The sequence below is a fragment of the Parafrankia soli genome, from assembly GCF_001854695.1.
GTDB classification, from domain to species: Bacteria; Actinomycetota; Actinomycetes; order Frankiales; family Frankiaceae; genus Parafrankia; species Parafrankia soli.
Genome location: NZ_MAXA01000036.1, coordinates 108,869 through 125,806, shown reverse-complemented (window position 1 = coordinate 125,806; position 16,938 = coordinate 108,869). Strand labels below are relative to the sequence as shown.

Annotated in this window: 16 protein-coding genes and 1 tRNA gene; 2 read left to right on the top strand and 15 right to left on the bottom strand. The window is 70.7% G+C overall.

Annotated elements, in window-relative coordinates; genetic code table 11:
• The coding region (locus tag BBK14_RS05320; protein ID WP_241831152.1) for a DUF4277 domain-containing protein at nucleotides 1-263 on the bottom strand (263 nt) is incomplete at its 3' end.
• Nucleotides 264-356: 93 nt separating this feature from the next.
• On the opposite strand from BBK14_RS05320, the gene BBK14_RS05315 reads away from it, so the two are divergent.
• Nucleotides 357-1,268: an esterase/lipase family protein gene (locus tag BBK14_RS05315; protein ID WP_071060071.1), complete on the top strand. Its 912-nt coding sequence runs from the start codon at nucleotides 357-359 to the stop codon at nucleotides 1,266-1,268.
• 80 nt (nucleotides 1,269-1,348) lie between these two features.
• On the opposite strand, the gene BBK14_RS05310 is transcribed toward BBK14_RS05315, so the two are convergent.
• The 4 genes from BBK14_RS05310 to BBK14_RS05295 form a co-directional block, all read right to left on the bottom strand.
• A complete protein-coding gene (locus tag BBK14_RS05310; RefSeq protein ID WP_071060070.1) occupies nucleotides 1,349-1,534 on the bottom strand; it encodes a DUF6204 family protein in 186 nt (61 codons plus the stop codon).
• A 20-nt stretch (nucleotides 1,535-1,554) separates the two neighbouring features.
• Complete coding sequence (locus BBK14_RS05305) at nucleotides 1,555-2,187, bottom strand: TetR/AcrR family transcriptional regulator (RefSeq protein ID WP_071060069.1); 633 nt, start codon at nucleotides 2,185-2,187, stop codon at nucleotides 1,555-1,557.
• A 309-nt stretch (nucleotides 2,188-2,496) separates the two neighbouring features.
• On the bottom strand, nucleotides 2,497-3,423 hold the full coding sequence (locus BBK14_RS05300) for a TIGR03564 family F420-dependent LLM class oxidoreductase (RefSeq protein WP_071060068.1): 927 nt from the start codon (nucleotides 3,421-3,423) through the stop codon (nucleotides 2,497-2,499).
• Nucleotides 3,424-3,532: 109 nt separating this feature from the next.
• Complete coding sequence (locus tag BBK14_RS05295) at nucleotides 3,533-4,276, bottom strand: SDR family NAD(P)-dependent oxidoreductase (protein ID WP_071060067.1); 744 nt, start codon at nucleotides 4,274-4,276, stop codon at nucleotides 3,533-3,535.
• Between the two features lie 247 nt (nucleotides 4,277-4,523).
• Between BBK14_RS05295 and BBK14_RS05290 the strand changes: the two genes are divergently transcribed.
• Nucleotides 4,524-5,879, top strand: a complete 1,356-nt coding sequence (locus BBK14_RS05290) for a cytochrome P450 (RefSeq protein ID WP_241831151.1) — start codon at nucleotides 4,524-4,526, stop codon at nucleotides 5,877-5,879.
• Nucleotides 5,880-6,375: 496 nt separating this feature from the next.
• On the opposite strand, the gene BBK14_RS39585 is transcribed toward BBK14_RS05290, so the two are convergent.
• From BBK14_RS39585 to glp, 10 genes are all read right to left on the bottom strand, one after another.
• A complete protein-coding gene (locus BBK14_RS39585; RefSeq protein ID WP_241831150.1) occupies nucleotides 6,376-6,618 on the bottom strand; it encodes a HepT-like ribonuclease domain-containing protein in 243 nt (80 codons plus the stop codon).
• A gap of 123 nt (nucleotides 6,619-6,741) precedes the next feature.
• Entirely contained in the window at nucleotides 6,742-7,032 is a 291-nt protein-coding gene (locus tag BBK14_RS05280; RefSeq protein WP_071060066.1) for a nucleotidyltransferase family protein, read from the bottom strand.
• 647 nt (nucleotides 7,033-7,679) lie between these two features.
• On the bottom strand, nucleotides 7,680-8,831 hold the full coding sequence (locus tag BBK14_RS05275; protein ID WP_071060065.1) for a glycosyltransferase: 1,152 nt from the start codon (nucleotides 8,829-8,831) through the stop codon (nucleotides 7,680-7,682).
• Between the two features lie 812 nt (nucleotides 8,832-9,643).
• Nucleotides 9,644-9,717, bottom strand: a tRNA-Ala gene (locus BBK14_RS05270).
• A 16-nt stretch (nucleotides 9,718-9,733) separates the two neighbouring features.
• Nucleotides 9,734-10,351: a hypothetical protein gene (locus BBK14_RS05265; protein ID WP_083390729.1), complete on the bottom strand. Its 618-nt coding sequence runs from the start codon at nucleotides 10,349-10,351 to the stop codon at nucleotides 9,734-9,736.
• A gap of 737 nt (nucleotides 10,352-11,088) precedes the next feature.
• Nucleotides 11,089-13,032, bottom strand: coding sequence for a gephyrin-like molybdotransferase receptor GlpR (locus BBK14_RS36665; protein ID WP_071060063.1), 1,944 nt, complete (start codon nucleotides 13,030-13,032; stop codon nucleotides 11,089-11,091).
• Between the two features lie 675 nt (nucleotides 13,033-13,707).
• Nucleotides 13,708-14,340 (bottom strand): GNAT family N-acetyltransferase, encoded by a 633-nt coding sequence (locus tag BBK14_RS05255; RefSeq protein ID WP_071060062.1) that lies wholly within the window; start codon nucleotides 14,338-14,340, stop codon nucleotides 13,708-13,710.
• On the bottom strand, nucleotides 14,337-14,990 hold the full coding sequence (locus tag BBK14_RS05250; RefSeq protein WP_071060061.1) for a MogA/MoaB family molybdenum cofactor biosynthesis protein: 654 nt from the start codon (nucleotides 14,988-14,990) through the stop codon (nucleotides 14,337-14,339). Before BBK14_RS05250 ends, BBK14_RS05255 begins: the two co-directional genes overlap by 4 nt.
• Complete coding sequence (gene moaC / locus BBK14_RS05245; RefSeq protein ID WP_071060060.1) at nucleotides 14,987-15,523, bottom strand: cyclic pyranopterin monophosphate synthase MoaC; 537 nt, start codon at nucleotides 15,521-15,523, stop codon at nucleotides 14,987-14,989. Before moaC ends, BBK14_RS05250 begins: the two co-directional genes overlap by 4 nt.
• Complete coding sequence (glp, locus tag BBK14_RS05240; protein ID WP_071060059.1) at nucleotides 15,520-16,794, bottom strand: molybdotransferase-like divisome protein Glp; 1,275 nt, start codon at nucleotides 16,792-16,794, stop codon at nucleotides 15,520-15,522. Before glp ends, moaC begins: the two co-directional genes overlap by 4 nt.
• Nucleotides 16,795-16,938 lie beyond the last annotated feature (144 nt).

Below are 16,938 nucleotides of genomic sequence, written 5' to 3'. Positions count from 1 at the left end.
ATCCCGAAGATCTCCGCGACCGCCCACTTCTCGGCCCAGCGCTGGACCCGGACCAGCGGCGTCGGGGAGGACAGCCGGTTGGCGACCAGCGCGGCTATGACCTGGCCGTGGGTGTAGCGGGCCTTCTTCTCCTGGATCGGGCAGAGCCGGTCGATGATGCCGACCAGGTCGAGGCGTGCCAGCAGGTCACAGACCACCGGCAGCGGGCCCAGGAACTTCTCCACGCTCGGGGGCCCGTAGAGCAGATCCGCGGCAGCCAGCACACGACGAACCGTCCCAGACCGGAAGCCCTACACACCAGGGCGATCAACACACCACAAGATCAAAGAGTCACACGTTCAGGACACCGCACGAACGTGCGGAGTACAGGGGGGCTCGTCGCCGGCGTCGTCGGCCTCGTCGGCGGCGCGCCCGCTTCGGCGGCGGCCCAGCCCGGGCCGCTGCCCGTCCTCTACAACTTCCCCGCAGCCGCCCTCATCTCGCTGGCGAACCCGAACGCCGACCCGCCCGGCGCCAATGACTTCTCCTGCCGGCCCAGCGCCACGCATCCACTGCCGGTCGTGCTGGTCCACGGAACCCTCGCCAACAAGACCAACGAGTGGCAGGCGGTCGCGCCGCTGCTGAAGAACGACGGGTACTGCGTCTTCGCGCCGAACCTCGGCGGAGACACGCCGACGTCGTTCCTCCAGGCGACCAGGCCCATCGAGGAGATCGCGGCCCAGCTCGGGGTGTTCGTCGACCAGGTGCTGGCCGCGACCGGCGCGGCCAAGGTCGACATCGTCGGGCATTCCCTCGGCGGCATGTTCCCCCGCTACTACATCAACAATCTCGGCGGCGACACGAAGGTGAACTCGCTGATCGGCCTCTCGCCGTCGAACCACGGCACGACTCTGCTCGGGCTCGCCAAGCTCGGCGAGGCCATCGGTGTGACCGGGCCGATCGAGTCCTTCTGCGCGTCCTGCATCCAGCAGATCGCCGGTTCGCCGTTCCTCACCGCACTGAACGCCAACGGCGGCCTCCGGCCCGGTGTGCGTTACACGGTGATCCAGACCAGGTATGACGAAATCGTCACGCCGTACACGTCCGCATTCCTGTCCGGGCCCAACGTCCGCAACATCACCCTGCAGGACACCTGCATTCTCGACGGTGTGGACCACATCGCCATCGCCAACGACCGGGTCGCCCTGCGGCATGTGCAGAACGCGCTCGATCCGGCGCATCCCAGGCCGGCCATCTGCGTTCCGGTTCTGCCGACCATCGGCGGCTGAGCCGGGGCCGGCGGGCAGCGGGTGCGGCACCGCCGGCCATCAGCTGCCCGCCGGCACGAACGCGGGTGAGCGAGAGGCTGTCAGTCACCCTGCCCGGCGGCGGCACGGCGCTGGCGCTTGCCGAGCGACGTCTGCGAGAGATCCTCGGCCGTGGACCAGAGGTGCTTGTAGCCGTAGCCGCGCTCGCCCAGCCAGGCTCGCGCGGCCTCCTCCGAGCAGACGGTCCTGGACTGCGCCCGAAGCCTCCTCGCGCACGGCGCCCGCACAGTCCGACACTCACCGGTAGCTATTCGCGCGTTGTCGCCGGAGGGGGTTTCGGTCCCTTGTCGGAGTTCGCGGCCCGAGGCTCGACCTTGTCGAGGTAACGTTCGATGAAGTCAATCGTTTCGGCGTGGAATGTTGACAAGCCGACCGTTTCCTCCATGGCGATCATCCGCGGGGTGCTGATCATGAGGAATATGAGGGCTTCCGGGGGTGCCGTCGCCGACGACCGCCGGTAATCGCTCGATCTTTCCGACACTGCGGCGAGTGCGAGTTCACGGGTCTGTTCGCCCGCCTTCGCCAGTTCGGTCCGGATCGTCTTGTGATGATTGGCGAGTGCCATGAATTCTGCCATGAGCGCCGCTCTGGTTTTGTCGCCGGCGTGCTCCCAGACGGCACGCAGGGGCGGGGACGTCTCGAGCGAGGTGGCCAGCCGGGCCATGCTGTGCTCGATGCCTCGCCGGACCAGGGCGACGAGGAGGTCATCAAGGGTCGGGAAGTAGTACTGGACGAGTCCGGAGGTGACGCCTGCCTGGGCGGCGACGCCCCGGTAGGTCACGGCGGCGTAGCCCTGCTCGAGCATGAGGTTCTCGGCACAGTCCAGCAGCAGCACGCGTGTCTTCGATGTAACCGCGCCGACGCGGCGGGGTGATGTCATCGACTACCTTCCACGAGGATGCCGGATCTGACGCACGACAATATCCGACAGTGGGCCGGCCTTCGATTTGAGACAGGTCCGGTGTAGCCAACGCCACCGCCGTAGCGGCCCGCCTCCCATCCGGCAGGCTGAGCCTGGTTGTCGTTTCACTCCGACCCCGGCGTCCAGGGCGCGACCGGTGGCCGCGGCGTAGCGCCCGTCGAGCATCAATCGCTTAACACAGTCGAGTGCTTTTGCCCCGCTTTTCCGTTGTCGGAGCCAACGCGTCGGAGTGAGGCCATCGCCCTCCTCGACTGTCGCTCCGCGCCGTCAACCGGTAGCCAGTTCGCGCAGGAGATCCGTCGTTCTCCGCGTCGATGCCACGCGTTCCTGTCTGTCCCGGCCGACCGGGAACACCGCCGCCCAGATATCGGTCGCGCCGGCGTCAAGCAAGGCTTGTAGCGCCGCACGGACCGCTTTCTCGTCGCCGACGACAGCGGCCTCGACGGGACTGGACACGCCGCCGATCTCGAGGATCCGTGCGTAGTTGCGCATCCCGGAGTAGGCCGTCGCGTATCTCGCGGCGGCCGACCGGGCCTCGGCCTCGTCGTCATGCACGGCGAGAGGCAGACCGGCCACGATGCGYGGCTCGGGACGCCCGGCCGCGGCCGCGGCGGCATGGATTCGAGGGACGACGTGGGATCCGACAGCGCGGGCGGGGGCCATCCACAGCACGGTCCCGTCGGCGATCTCGCCGGCCACCCGAAGCAGCCTCGACCCGAGCGCGGAGATCAGGAGCGGGACGGGGTGCGCCGGTCGGAACATTCGACCGGCGCTGTGGACGGTCCAGTCGGCGCCGTCGACGTCGGCATCCTGGCCGTGCAGCAGAGCTGCRAGGATGCGCACGTACTCCTCGGTGCTGCGACCGGGGTGGTCGTAGGACATCCCGTAGACGCCTCGCACCAACGGCTCGTGGGACGGCCCGATCCCCAAGGTGAGACCGGGGCGGCCCATTGCCGCGACAACGGACGACGCCCGGTTCGCCTGCAGCAACGGGTGGCACGGGTAGGTCTGCAGAACCGCGGTTCCCAGCTCAATTGTCGTGGTCTCCCGACCGGCGATCGCCATCGCGACGAGGGGGTCGCCCGCCACCTCGCTGGCGTACCACAGGGAGGTGAAACCGTCACGCTCCGCCTGCTTGGCCTGATGGACGATCGCGTCCACCGATGTCCCGCCGCCGGTCAGACCGATCCGCATGCCACTCTCCTCCTATGACTTACGATCGTATAATCGATTGGCGTAACCGTAAGGTGGCAGGACGCCCTGCTCGCGGCATCGCTTCCGGGGCCGCCGACGTACACGGCGCTCACGTGACTGCTCCACCGTTGACACCGATGACCTGGCCAGTGGTGTAGCTTGCCTCGTCCGAGCACAGGAACGCACACATCGCGGCGGTGCCGGTGCCGGTGCCGAGCCGACCGGCCGGGATCGCCTGCGCCAGCGATTCGCTGTTCGGCACATGCCTGGCGTGCTGCGCGGCACGCAACATGGGAGTGTCGATCGTGAACGGCGCGATCGTGTTGACCGTGATCCCCTTGGATGCGTATTCGAGGGCCACGGTCTTGGTCAGCGCGATCACTCCGCCTTTGGACGCCGAGTAGTGCGCCTGGTGCCGGGAGCCGATCTGGGCCGCCGCTGACGAAATGATGACGACGCGGCCCCAGCCCGATGCGGTCATGTCGCGGATGGCCGACTGCAGGCAGTTGAACGTCCCGGTGAGGTTGATCGTGATGGCGCGGGACCAGTCGTCGAGGGAAAGCGCCTCGAACGGCACGAACCCGGCGACGGCGGCGCTGGTGACGAGGATCTCGATCGGTCCGAGCTCGTCCCGTACCAAGGCGAACGCCCTGTCGACCGCGGCGCGGTCCGCCACGTCGACCTGGACGGCAATTGCGGCGACCCCGCTGGCGCGAAGATCCGCGGCCGCCCTCTCGGCGGCGGCGCCATCCAGGTCGAGCACCCCCACGCGCCGACCCTGGCGGCCGAGGTGCTCGCAGACAGACAAACCCAGGCCCGACGCACCGCCGGTCACGACAGCGACCCGACTCATGTGTTCCTCCTCGTTCGTACTCCCTCGGTCGCGGGCAGCGTCCGGATGGGCTCCCACCGATGGTCTATACATACGTACAGTAGAGTGCTATACACCTGTATGAGCCTGTTCAAGGAGATTCGGCGAGCAGGAGATACCTCCACGCCGACCCGTGCGACGCCGAAATCGACCGCGATCCGCACCACCACACAGAAGCAGTCGCTCTCGGGATGGACCGCCTATTTTGCGAGCGAGCGAAGGAGCACAGATGAGCGACTGGAGGACGACCGACTACTTCACGGATGAGTCACTCGTCGCGGACCCCTACCCGTACTTCGACGAGCTCCGCGAGGCGGGCCCGGTGTTGCCGCTGCCTCATCTCGGGATGGTTGCCGTGACCGGCTACGAGGAGGCCAGCCAGGTCTACCGTGAGGCGGAGACGTTCTCCTCGTGCAGCTCGGTGGTCGGTCCGTTCGCGACGTTCCCGGTCCCGCTCGAGGGAGACGACGTGAGCGAGATCATCGACAGGTACCGCACCCGGCTGCCGATGTTCGAGCACATGGTCACGATGGACCCGCCGGACCACACCCGGGAGCGGGCGTTGCTGATGCGCCTGCTGACACCGAGACGACTCAGGGAGAACGAGAGGTTCATCTCGCGCCAGGCGGACCGGCAGCTGGACGAATTCATCGACCGAGGTACCTGCGAGTTCGTCCGGGAGTACGCCCAGCCCTTCACCATGCTCGCGGTCGCCGACGTGCTGGGCGTTCCGGAGGAGGACCATCAGCGATTCCTGGAGGGTTTCGGGCTCAGGCCCTCGGCCGGAGAGATCGGCACGGAATCAGAGGGTGGTGACCTCAATCTGCTGTCGTGGCTGGACGACTGGTTCGCCGCGTACATCACCGACCGCCGCCGGGAACCGCGCAAGGATGTGCTCACCGAGCTGGCGCTCGCCACCTACCCTGACGGGACCACGCCGGACGTCGAGGCCGTGGTTCGGACGGCTTCCTTCCTGTTCGCCGCCGGCCAGGAGACCACCGCTCGGCTGCTCGCCGCGGCGCTGAAGTACGTGGCCGAACACCCGGACGTCCAGGAGTACCTGCGTGTCCACCGCGAACGGATCCCGGATTTCATCGAGGAGACGCTGCGGTTCGAGAGCCCGGTGAAGGTTGACTTCCGGCTGGCCCGGCGCAACACGAAGATCGGTGACATCGACATCGCGGCCGGCACGCCGGTCGCCGTGATGAACAGCGCCGCCAACCACGACCCGCGCCGCTTCCAATGCCCGGCCGACTTCAATATGGACCGGGAAAACGTGCGGCAGCACATGGCCTTCGGCCGCGGGAATCACTCCTGTCCCGGCGGACCCCTGGCGCGCGTCGAGGGACGGATCAGCCTCGAACGCATCCTGGACCGGACCACTGACATCCGGCTGTCCGAAGAGCACCACGGGCCGGCGGGTGCCCGGCGTTTCACCTACGACCCCACCTGGCTCATGCGCGGCCTGACCGAGCTGCACCTGGAGCTCACCMCGGTACCGGGCGCCAGGGGACCAGCGCGACTCGAAGGGTCGCTGCCGCAAACCCCACCCGCTCCTGACCCAGCTCCTCGGAAAGGATCTTGACCAACGGCTCGCCCCTGAGACCGAGAACCTGATCAACGCCCAGAGAGCCCCGGAGGACTCCGAGACTCCCGGCCCAGACTCCCTACTGGATCAGTGGTCGCACTCGCCTACGGCGATGACAGGCCCCACGGCAGACAAACAAAGACGCCGCCCGGGATTCACCCGGACGGCGTTTCACTTACCAAGGAGCAGAGGAGCCATGATCGCGTTTTGAACATGACAACTCTCGCGGACCTGACATACCACAATAAGAATCGCTGGATCTTGGTTGTCGGCCCTGAAATCACTGTCCGACCGGTGGCTACTCGGGCCCTGACCAGGAACGATGCCCAGTTACCGCGCTGACCGCGGCATCGCCTACCGAGTCGAACACGCGTTCCGTCTACCTGGCGGTGCCGGGCACCTCAGCCCGTCTGTCGACAGTCACCTCCGCAGACCGAGGCTCCCCCGTCGGTCTATCGTCGCCTGTGGTCAAGTGTGGAACGTGAAGGCAAACTCACGGTCGGTGCGGCTGGTCGAGTTGGCTGGCGATAAGTGGGAACTCTGTTTTCAGGAGCGTCAGTAGTTGCTGTTGGATTTCCTGCAGCGCGGTCGTGGCGATCCGCCACACAATTGACCAGTCGACCTCGAAGTATGTGTGAACGGCGATGTTGCGGAATCCGGTGACGGACCGCCATGGCACGTCCGGCCACCGTCCGCGGATCTCGGGCGAGACTCGTCCGGCCGCCTCGCCGATCACCAGGAGTTTCTGGAGAACGGCGCTCTGGATCAGATCGCTCTCCAGGAGGCGGCCTCGTCGACATCCTGGACGAACGCCGTCGCGGCGACCGCGGCCTCGATCATGTCGACGAGGTAGAGCTCATCACGCCGCATAAAGGACCCGTGCCTCCGCGAGCACCCGGTCGCGGATGACCCACTTCAACCGGGACTTGGGCACCAGGTCGACGCGACGACCGACGATCTTTTCGAGATCGTCTCGGAGGTCGACGATCTCGAAGCCGAGCTTCGAGTCGGGCGCCAGCACGTACAGCAGGTCGACGTCCGACTCGTCGGTGTCGTCGCCGCGAGCCACCGAGCCGAAGACAGACAACTCGGCGACGCCGTAACGCCGGCACACCTCGGCGATCCGGCTGTCACGAAGGTCGACGGTCACTTCGCCATTATCGCCAGAGACAGCCACGACCGCACGGCTCCCAGGCACCGCCTCGCGCGCGATCGACCAACCAGCCGCGATCCCACAAAGCGTCGCGAAGCCGTCCGATGCACGAGGTGCATCTGGTCATGCGTCCCAGTCGCCGACCCCGCCAAGTTGCTCGATCCGCTCCGCGGACAGCCTGGTCAGCGCCGCCACGCCTCGCGGACAGGGAGCCGTCGAGGACCTCCATGGAGGCGACCAGGTCCCGGCGGACCTCCTTACGGCGCTGGTCAAGGTAGGTTCGGACGGCCTCGGCGACGAAGTCCTTCTTCGCCATGCCGAGAAAGTGCGCGGCCCCCGTGAGATCAGCTCGTCCGTCGCCGGGCCCACCTTCAGCGTGCCTGACGACGGGCTCCGACGGCAGTCATGACACCCACCTCCCCACAGGCATGGCACCCAAGTACCTCAGAGCTGGAACCTGCACGGACTCGACGACCACGCCGTGGTCGACGGGAGTGATGACCCGGCGCTCGACTGAGGCCGCTCGCCGACCGCCACGCGCCAGCCGACCTTCTCGGCCGGCCCGCGGGTGACCTGAGCCGCCTCAGTCGTAGCTGGATCCCCCTGCGCCACAGAAACTCCGCAGACCGATGATCCCGTGTGGTTCACGCGGAGACGTGCGACGTGTCCAGGGTGACCGCCTCGATCAACAACCTCGCGGCCACCGTCGCCCCGTCGGCGCTRATCGTGCCGGCAATGCGGGTCGCTCGGGCACGGGTCTCGCCGCTCAATGCCGTCCTGAGCGCGGCCGCCAGGGACTCGGTGGTCGGGGCCGGACCGTCGTGTGCCGCGCCGATCCCCAGCTCGGCCACCCGGCCGGCCCAGTACGGCTGGTCCCCCCCGGCCTGGGGCACTACCACCTGAGGAACACCGGCCCGGGCGGCCGTCGTCGTCGTGCCCGCGCCGCCGTGGTGCACGACGGCGGTCACCCGGCCGAACAGCGCCTGCTGGTTGACCTCGCCGACGGCGAAGCAGTCGTCCCCACTGTCGACCGGGGCCAAGTCGGCCCAGCCGCGGGCCAGGAGGACGCGGCGGCCCAGCGCGCGGATCGCCGCGATGGACACCTGGGCGATGTCCTCCGGGACGCCCCGCATGCTGCCGAATCCCACGTACACCGGTGGTGTACCGGCGTCCAGAAACGCCACCAGCCCGGCGGGGAGCGGGCGAACGTCTGGCAGGATCCACGCGCCGGTGGGCATGACGTCGAGGTCCGCCGACTTCGGCCACGGGCTCAGGGTCGGGTCCGCCGCGAGCCATGGGTGGTCGGTGAACATGAACGCGCGAACGTCGTCTACCGGTGGCAGGTCGATCGACGCCCGGTGGCTGTTGATCGGCGGGCCGAACAGGGCGTTCCAGTTCTGGACGTCCAGATCGGTTAGCACGTTCGGAGCGAAGATCACGTATCGGTGGGGGATGTCCACCTTCTCGGCCGCCGACTGGGCGACGAAGTGCGACATGGCGGTCGCCAGGAGCACGTCGCATCCCTCGGCTGCCGCGGCGACCGTGTCGTACTGCGCGGCGATGAACTCGGCCACGCGCTGGGTCCGCTCCTCCGCCGTCGCCGGCCGCTCCCAGGAGCGCCACGGCCGGCGGAACGGCACCAGCGGCACACTGACGCCCGCCAGCAGCTTCGCGAACTCCTCATCCGGCGGCGCGCACACCCGCACCTCCGCGCCGAGTGCCCGCAGTTGCACCGCCAGTCCCACCATCGGTTCGACGTCCCCGCGCGACCCGTACGTCGACAATAACACGCGCATTTCTTGACTCTCATTTCCGTGGGTTCTGGCCTCGGTCGGTGATTCTGCCGTCGGGGCAGGGTCTTGCCGCAAGCCCTCCGGTCGGCTATACATTAAAAATGGAGAGAGGTCCTGCCCGGACTGTGGGACGTTGTCGGGCCGGGTCAAGGAGTTCGCCGGACGTACTCAGCGCGATCATCCTCCGCATCCGCATCCGCATCGGCCCGCCGAGCCGCGCCGTGCATGTGGGCGTACCAGCCCTTCGCGACGTCGCCGCCCGAACCGGCGGCCAAGCGCCTTGCTGATCTGGAGTTGAAGCCGCTGGCCGCAGCATCGTCAGGTCCAGGCCCGACTGCCGCGCGGCGGCCTCGACAGACCGCATCAGCACGCCATGGGAATGGGACGCCGGCCGGCTGTCGACTCCTTGAGGGGACAGTGCCACAACCCTTCGTCTACCTGGCGCCGACAAGTGATCCGGCAGCAAGTAGATCACCGCGCTGTTCCGCCAGGGCTCCGGGAGATCCCCGCCAGCACCGACAGTTACCGTCCGCGCTGATCGGCTAGGAACCGTTGTTCCATCCGAACCGGCATCCACACTGCCGACCTGCAACTACGGCACGTCCCCGACCGCAGTAACCCATAGGTTAAACCTATTTACCCAGGCCAGAGGAATCGTTACGGAGAGCGGTGGAGGTGAGGGGACTCGAACCCCTGGCCTCGCCCGAACACCACCGACCCGAAAGACGATCGCGCACGTGGGGGTCCGGGGGCTCGGCCCCCGGACAGACATGATGAAGCCCTCAAACGGCGCAGCAAGCACCGCTGAGGGCGAGTGGAGGTGAGGGGACTCGAACCCCTGGCCTCCTCCGTGCGAGGGAGGCGCTCTACCAGGCTGAGCTACACCCCCTGGAAGCAACTGAAGCTTACAGCACGCCGGATGGGAGTGGGTGGGCGCCCTCGCTGGCCGGCTGGCGATCCGTCTGGCGGACGATCCGGCCGCCGTCCCAGCCGGCCGGGTCAGCCTGAACCAGCGGCCACGGCGTGCTGGGCAGGACGGCGAAGACCGGTGGGCTCGCCGCGTCGGGGATCTCGTCGATCTCGGCGGCGAGCCCGGCGACCAGCAGCATGTTCTCGAACAACGACGCCGCCTCGGCCGTCCTGAGCAGCCCGGCCTCGTGGCCGCGCCAGCCGCGGCTGCGCGCGCCGTCGAGGACTATCTCCGCGTCCGGTTCCGCGGCGCCGTCCTCGCCGTCCGCCACGAAGACGAGGCGGCCCTTGGCGGGAACGGTGCCGTCGCGCAGCGGGCGGCGCTCCCACAGTTCCAGGGACTCCTCGGGCGCCCAGTTCTCGTCCCGCAGCGGTGTCTGCCAGGCCGCTCGGCCGGGCCGGTAGACCGCGAGCCGGACGCGGACGCCACGGCAGCGGAAATGCAGGCCCGTGCCGTCGGCCGCGACGGCTCTCACATCCACGGGAATGGCGCTGCTCGCCGGGCACATGACGAATCCCCGGTCCCGCAGCCGGGCGAGCCAAGATTCGAACATCAAGACCGGATCTCTCCTCCTGCCGCGGGCTGTCCCCGCCGGCGCCTCGCCCCGGCTGGCCCACGTCTCGCCGGCGTTCCGGAGCCCGCCCAGGGGCGCGGACGGGCGCGCGACAGGCGGGGCGGAAGGAGACACCGACGGCGCGACACCGGGACGCACCGATGAACGAACACGGAAGGACACATCGCCGGAGTGCGAGCGCGGGCATCGGCCCGCGGTGAGCTCCGGGAGGTTGGCACGTGATCACGTGCCCCGCGTAGGCTCAGGCCGCTGGCCGGCCAGGCGGGAGGAACGTGATCCGGAGGCCCCTCACGCCCCGGCCCGCCGGGTGGAACCGGATCGGGCGACGCCGGGCGGCCGTTCGAGGTTCGGGCGCGGCGTCAGTGGGCGCGAGGGCAGGGACAACACCGCGGACAGGCAGCCAGGGCCCCGGCACGCCGACGAGCGGTGGCGGGGGTGGTCTGCGAGCGGAGTGTCACGAGGCCATTATGCACGCGGACCGGGCCCCCGGCCGGACGCGGCCCGGCCCGTCAGCGCCCGCCGACGCCCGGCGGCGCCGGCTCGCCGCGGGCCATCACCGCCGGCCTGGACGTCTCCGGTTCCGGCGGCCGATCAGCCGCCGGAACCTGTAGCCGGAGTCACCCACACGGCGGTGCCGGGCACCGGCCGGTGCCCGGCAGTCCAGCCACCGACGGCCAGCCGCTGGTGGCCAGCCGGCGACTGTCGGCCGCTGGTGGTCAGCTACCGACGGCGTGCCGCCGGAGCAGGGTCTCGAGCTCGTCCGGTGCCTGGGCGCCGGCCGCCGGCCCGGTCGCCTCGGTCGCCGCGACCGCCTCGCTCTGGCCCGCGGTCGCCGCGGCGGGCGGAATCAGGCCGCCGTGCGTTCCGGGCGGGTTGACCTGGACGCGTCCGGGACGCGAGGTGTTCGGCCGCGTCCCGGGGCGCGGGACGGGACGGGACGCGCCGCCGGAGCGGGGTGCCGCGGGCCCGGCGGCGCCACCGTAGCCGCGCGCGACCTGGTCGCCGGCCTCGTACCCGGCCTGCTCGGCGTATCCGGCCTGCTCGGCGTAGCCCGCCGCCTCGGCGTGAGCGGCKTAACCGGCAGCCTCGCCGTAGCCAGCCGCCTCGGCGTAGCCGGCCTGCTCCGCGTACCCGGCCTCCTCGGCGTAGCCGGCCTGCTGGGCGTACTCGACGTACCCGGCCTGGTACTCGACGTGCCCCGGGTACTCGGTGTACTCGGCCTGGACGGCGTACTGGGCGTACTCGGTCCGCGCGGCGTCACCGGCGGGCGCCGGGTAGGCCGCCGCGGCGTCGTAGCCCAGCTGCTCCGCGTTGACGTACTCGACGTACTCGACGTCACCGGAGGCGTCGCGGCGGGCCGTGTACTCGGCGTACTCGGGCTGGTGGCCGGGGTGGGCGCCCTCTGCCGCCGGCGACGAGGACGCTGCCGCGTCCGCCTCGTAAGCGTCGTGGGCCTCGTAAGCGTCGTGGGCGTCGCCGGGGTGGGCCGGGTCGTCGCCCTCCGCCTCGTCGTCGCCCACGCCGCCACGGTGGCCATCGGCCCCGTCTGTGGCGTGCGCCTGGTCGGCGACGGAGCCGAGGTCGACGGTCTCGGCCCGCGCGTGCGCGAGGTCGTCGGCGGTGAGGGTCTCGGCCGGGCCTCCGGCGGAGAACCGCACCGGGGAGTACTCGGTGCCGCGTGCCGCGCCGCCCGCCCAGGAGGCGGAGCCCGGGGCGTGCTCCCGCGCACCGCCGGTCCAGCCGCGGATGCCGCCGTAGGCGCGGACGGCGCGCTCGGCGGCGATCCGCCGGTCGAGCGCGGCCCGGGAGCGCACCACCCGGCGGTGCGCCTGCGCGGACCGGCGCAGGTGCAGGACATACCCGGCGGCGGCGACGTCGACGGCGAGGTGGACGATCATCCACATGCCGCCGAGCGTGGCTGCGAGGATGACGCTGATCGGCAGCGCGGTGAGCAGGACGAAGAGCCGCTGCCGCCGCTGCCGGACGAGCGCCGTGCGATCGGCCTGCGCCACGCGGACCGCCCGGTCGGCGGGGACACGACGCGGCACACCCGAGGTCGGCCCGAACAGCCGCGGGGGCGCATCAACGTCCCCTGGCGTGCCCGGCGCCCCCGCCGAGCGGCCGTCCGCGAAGTCATCCATCCCGTCGAGGTCCATCCCGTCGGCGTGTTCCAGGCCGTGGACGCCGTCCGTCCCGTCAACGCCGTCGAGGTGCTCGAGCCCGTCCAGGTGCTCGAGATCGTCCATGGGGTCGAGGTCGTCGGCCAGGTCCGTGCGGGGGTGCGCGTCCGTGCCGGTGCCCGCGGGAAATGCCGCCGCGCCGGAAGTCTCCGGAGAGGTCGGGGCGGCCGCGGAATTCACCCCGGCCCGGGTATCCGCCGGGTCGGCCGCGCCGAGCTGCCCCGTGCCGGGACCTTCGCCGGAGCGCGATCGCGCCATCCCTGCCGCCTCCTGTGCCACCGCCGGCGAGCCCTCGGACGGGGCCCGCGTCAGCGGGCCCGTGCCGGCGCGCGGTGAGCCGCGCCGCGAGAGCACCCGCATGGCGGTGGAGAAGCGGTCCGCGGACCGCTGTTCCACCGCCGAATCATGGTGACGCAGCCACATGGGGATGAGTACGAAGCCCCATACGGCAACGATCGCCAGCCAGATGAGCGCACTCATGCGGTCACGCTCCGCAATGTTCCTGGGACGTCGTTCGGCGACCTGACGCCGTTCGGCCGACGCGAGCCGTTCGCGATGCCGGCGGGGCCGGCTGGGCATCCCTCAGGGCGGCCGGGGCGAGAGGACCTGGTCCCCGCCCGCCCGCCGCGAGCCGGGCGCGGATCGGACGCGCCAGGCGCGGCATGCGCGAGCGAGCAGACCATCTGGACGCCTCTTCTCGATGTCGTCGTTTACGATTCCGTGCTCGACGCTAGTGAGCGGAATGCGCGCGGTCACCGACCGGAAGCCCGCGTGTCGCACTCGTCGGCGAGGTTCACCGGGTGGCCGTCCACTGTCAATCCGAGGTGATACCGATGTGGGCTGGGTGATACTCCCCCCGTCCGGGTGGGCAGGTCACACTACGAGCACCCAACGTAACGCCGAGCAGGTTGAGTGACGACCCAAGCGGCCCGAGTGGGCCACGGCGAGCACCAGCGGCACCGCGCGGGCACGCCGAAGGCGACCCGAACGGCACGCGTTGGACGTCCGAAGAGGTCGCGTAGGACGTCCGAACGGACCGCGAACCGCCCCCTGAAGAGGGGCCTGGGCGACGCCGGAAACCCCGCTAACGGGCACTGGACAAAGAGACCACCGGCACCGACGACGCCGGGGGGAAAGCCTGTGCCGTAAGCCTGCTCAGGAGGAGGGCGAACGGGTGCGGCTCCAGCGGGCCAGCAATCCCCCGGGGACGTCCTCGGTCGTCAGTGCATAGCCGATATGGTCGCGGTACCGGCCGTCGATCGCGAGAAATCTGCAGTGCAGGCCCTCCTCGCGGAAGCCCAGCTTCACCAGCATCCGGCGGCTGGCCGCGTTCTCCGGGCGGACGTTGGCCTCCAGCCGGTGCAGCCCGACCGGGCCGAAACAGTGGTCGGTGACCATCGCCAGCGCTGTCGGGGCGATGCCACGGCCGGCGTGCGCGCCGTCCACCCAGTAGCCGACCTGGCCGTTGTTGAACGCCCCGCGCACGATCGTCGACACTGTGAGCTGCCCCACCAACCGTCCGTCGACGGCGATGGCGAACGGGAGCGCCGCGCCCACCCGGGCCTGTGCCCGCAGCCGCTGGAGCATCTGCGTGTAGACGCCGATGGTCTGGCGCTCGTTCCAGGTGGCCCGTACCGACGCCGAGCCCGGCGAGGTGGCCTCCCACGGAGCGAGCCAGTCGGCGTTGCGCGTGCGGACCTCGACCCAGGTCGGGGCGTCACGCAGGCGCATGGGCCGGACGACGACGTCATCATGGCGCAGGGTGACCGGCCAGCCGGGCGCTCTCACGCCGGTGTGCTCCCGGTGGACGCGGGCGGGTGGGGCGCCGTACCCGACGGGCCGCCGGAGCGGTCGGTGCCGCCGGAGTGGTCGGTGCCGCCGGAGTGGTCGGTGCCGCCGGAGTGGTCGGTGCCGCCGGAGTGGTCGGTGCCGCCGGAGTGGTCGGTGTCGCCTCGCAGCTGCGCGATCGCGTGCGCGACGACCGGGGCGAGGACCGCGGCGCCGTCGCGCACTCCCCCGGTCGAGCCGGGCAGGTTCACGACCAGGGTCGTTCCGACGGTGCCGACGAGGCCACGGGAGAGGACCGCGGTGGGCACCTTGAGCCGCCCGGCCGCCCGCAGCGCCTCGGCCAGCCCGGGCACCTCTCGGTCAAGCAGGTCCCTTGTGGCCTCCGGTGTGACGTCCCGCGGCCCGAGACCGGTTCCCCCGGTGGTCACCACCAGGTCGATCCCGGCGTCGACGGCCGCGCGCAGGGCCGCGGTTATCTCCGCCCGCTCGTCTGGGACCACGACCGGCGCGGGCACGTCGAAGCCCATCCCGACCAGGGCGTCGACCAGCAGCGGGCCCGAGCGGTCGGGATAGGCGCCGCGGTGGGCGCGGTCGGACACCGTCACGACCCGCGCCCGAACCCCTGCCGGCAGCCCGGAGGCGCCGCTCACGACGACCCGGCCCCGTCTCCCGGCACCCCGGCCCCGTCTCCCGGCGGCCCGGCGCCGTCGCGGTGCCAGTCCCCGGACTTCCCGCCGGTCTTGGCGACGACCCGGACCTCGGTCAGCTCGGCCAGCGGGTCCACCGCCTTCACCATGTCGTGCAGCGTCAACCCGGCGATCGCGACCGCGGTCAGCGCCTCCATCTCCACCCCGGTCCGGTCGGCGGTGCGCACCGTGGCGGTGATCTCCACCCCGTGGTCGACCACGGTCAGCTCCACCTTGACCCCGGAGACGGCGATCGGGTGGCAGAGCGGGATCAGGTCCGGGGTGCGCTTGGCGCCCATGATCCCGGCGATGCGGGCCACGGCGAGCGCGTCACCCTTGGGCACCCCCGCGCCGCGCAGCAGCTCGACGACGTCCGGTGAGGTGCGCAGGCAGCCGGCGGCGGTCGCCGTGCGCGCCGTGACCTCCTTCGCCGAGACGTCGACCATCCGCGCCGCGCCCCGGTCGTCGACGTGGGTGAACCGCCCGGGACCGGTCACCCGCGGGCCTCACCGAACGGGCCGGCCCACTCGGGCTCGGGCAGCAGCACCGCGGGAAGCTTCGTGCCTGCGGGCACCTCGGTGACCTCCTCGGGGACGACGAGCAGCGCGTGGGCCGAGGCCAGCCCGGACATCTGGTGGGCGCCCTGCCCCCCGGCGGACGTCGCGACCAGCTCCCCGGTGTCGTCACGTTCGAGACGGACCCGGGGAAAGGTACGCCTTCCGGCCGCGGACTGCATAGTCTCGCTCACCCGGACGGTGACGGTGCCGGTGGCCGGCTGCCGCCAGCTCGCGCCCCCCGGGCCCGCCGGCAGGCCGCGCATCCGCCGCAGCGCCGGCCGGACGAACAGCTCGAACGACACCAGGGCGCTCACCGGGTTACCCGGAAGGGTGAAGACGGGCACGCCACCGACGACACCGAAGCCCTGCGGCTTGCCGGGCTGCATGGCGATGCGCTCGAACCGGATCTCGTCGGACTTGCTCAGGACCTGCTTGACGACGTCCCTCGCACCGACGCTGATCCCGCCGGTGGTGATCAGGACGTCGGTGCTGCGCAGCAGCTCGTCGAAGGTCGCGCCGAACTCGTCGGGGTCGTCCGACACCCCGTCGACCCGGCGGACGAGCGCCCCCGCCTCGTGCGCCGCGGCGGCGATGGCGTGGCTGTTCGAGTCGACGATCTGGCCCGGCCCGAGCGGGGTGCCGACCTCGACAAGCTCGCTGCCGGTGGACAGAACCGCCACCCGCGGACGCGGGTGGACCGCCGGCCGGGCGACGTTGACGGCCGCCAGCAGGCCGATCTGCGCGGCGCCGAGCACGGTGCCCGCGGCGAGCACGAGGTTGCCGGGCGCGATGTCCTCCCCGGCACGGCGGATGTGCAGCCCGCGGCGCGGCGCCTGGTTGATCCGAACCGTCTCGATGCCGCCGTCCGTCCACTCGAGCTGGACGATCGTGTCGGCGCCCTTCGGGAGCGGGGCACCGGTCATGATCCGTACGACGGTGCCCGGGGCGAGCGGCGCGGGTGACACCGGGCCGGCCATGATCTCGCCGGCCACGGGGAGCGTCACCGGGTTGTCCTCGCTGGCCTCGGCGACGTCCGCGGCGCGGGCGGCGTAGCCGTCCATCGCGGAGTTGTCGAAGCCCGGGACGGCCACCGTCGCCCGCACGTGCGCCGCGAGCACGCAGCCGTGCGCCTCGCGCAGCGCCGTCCGCCGCGGCGACATGGGGTGGATTGCGGCGATAATGTCCGATGCGTGCTGGTCTACCGTTTTCACAGGCACCCGTCCCGTTCTTTACACTTCTGTTCAGGCCATATAGCCTTCGTGTCAGCGGTGTGCCGGGCAGCAGGCCATGACGGCCGGCGAGTGAGCTCTCGACAGCCGTTGACCCGCGGGCGGTTCCTCGCCTGACGTGGCGAC

Coding starts and splice junctions, on each gene's coding strand:
- BBK14_RS05305 (WP_071060069.1), bottom strand. CDS start 2,187: ATGACATCACCCCGCCGCGTCGGCGCGGTTACATCGAAGACACGCGTG.
- BBK14_RS05295 (WP_071060067.1), bottom strand. CDS start 4,276: ATGAGTCGGGTCGCTGTCGTGACCGGCGGTGCGTCGGGCCTGGGTTTG.
- BBK14_RS05265 (WP_083390729.1), bottom strand. CDS start 10,351: ATGTTCGAATCTTGGCTCGCCCGGCTGCGGGACCGGGGATTCGTCATG.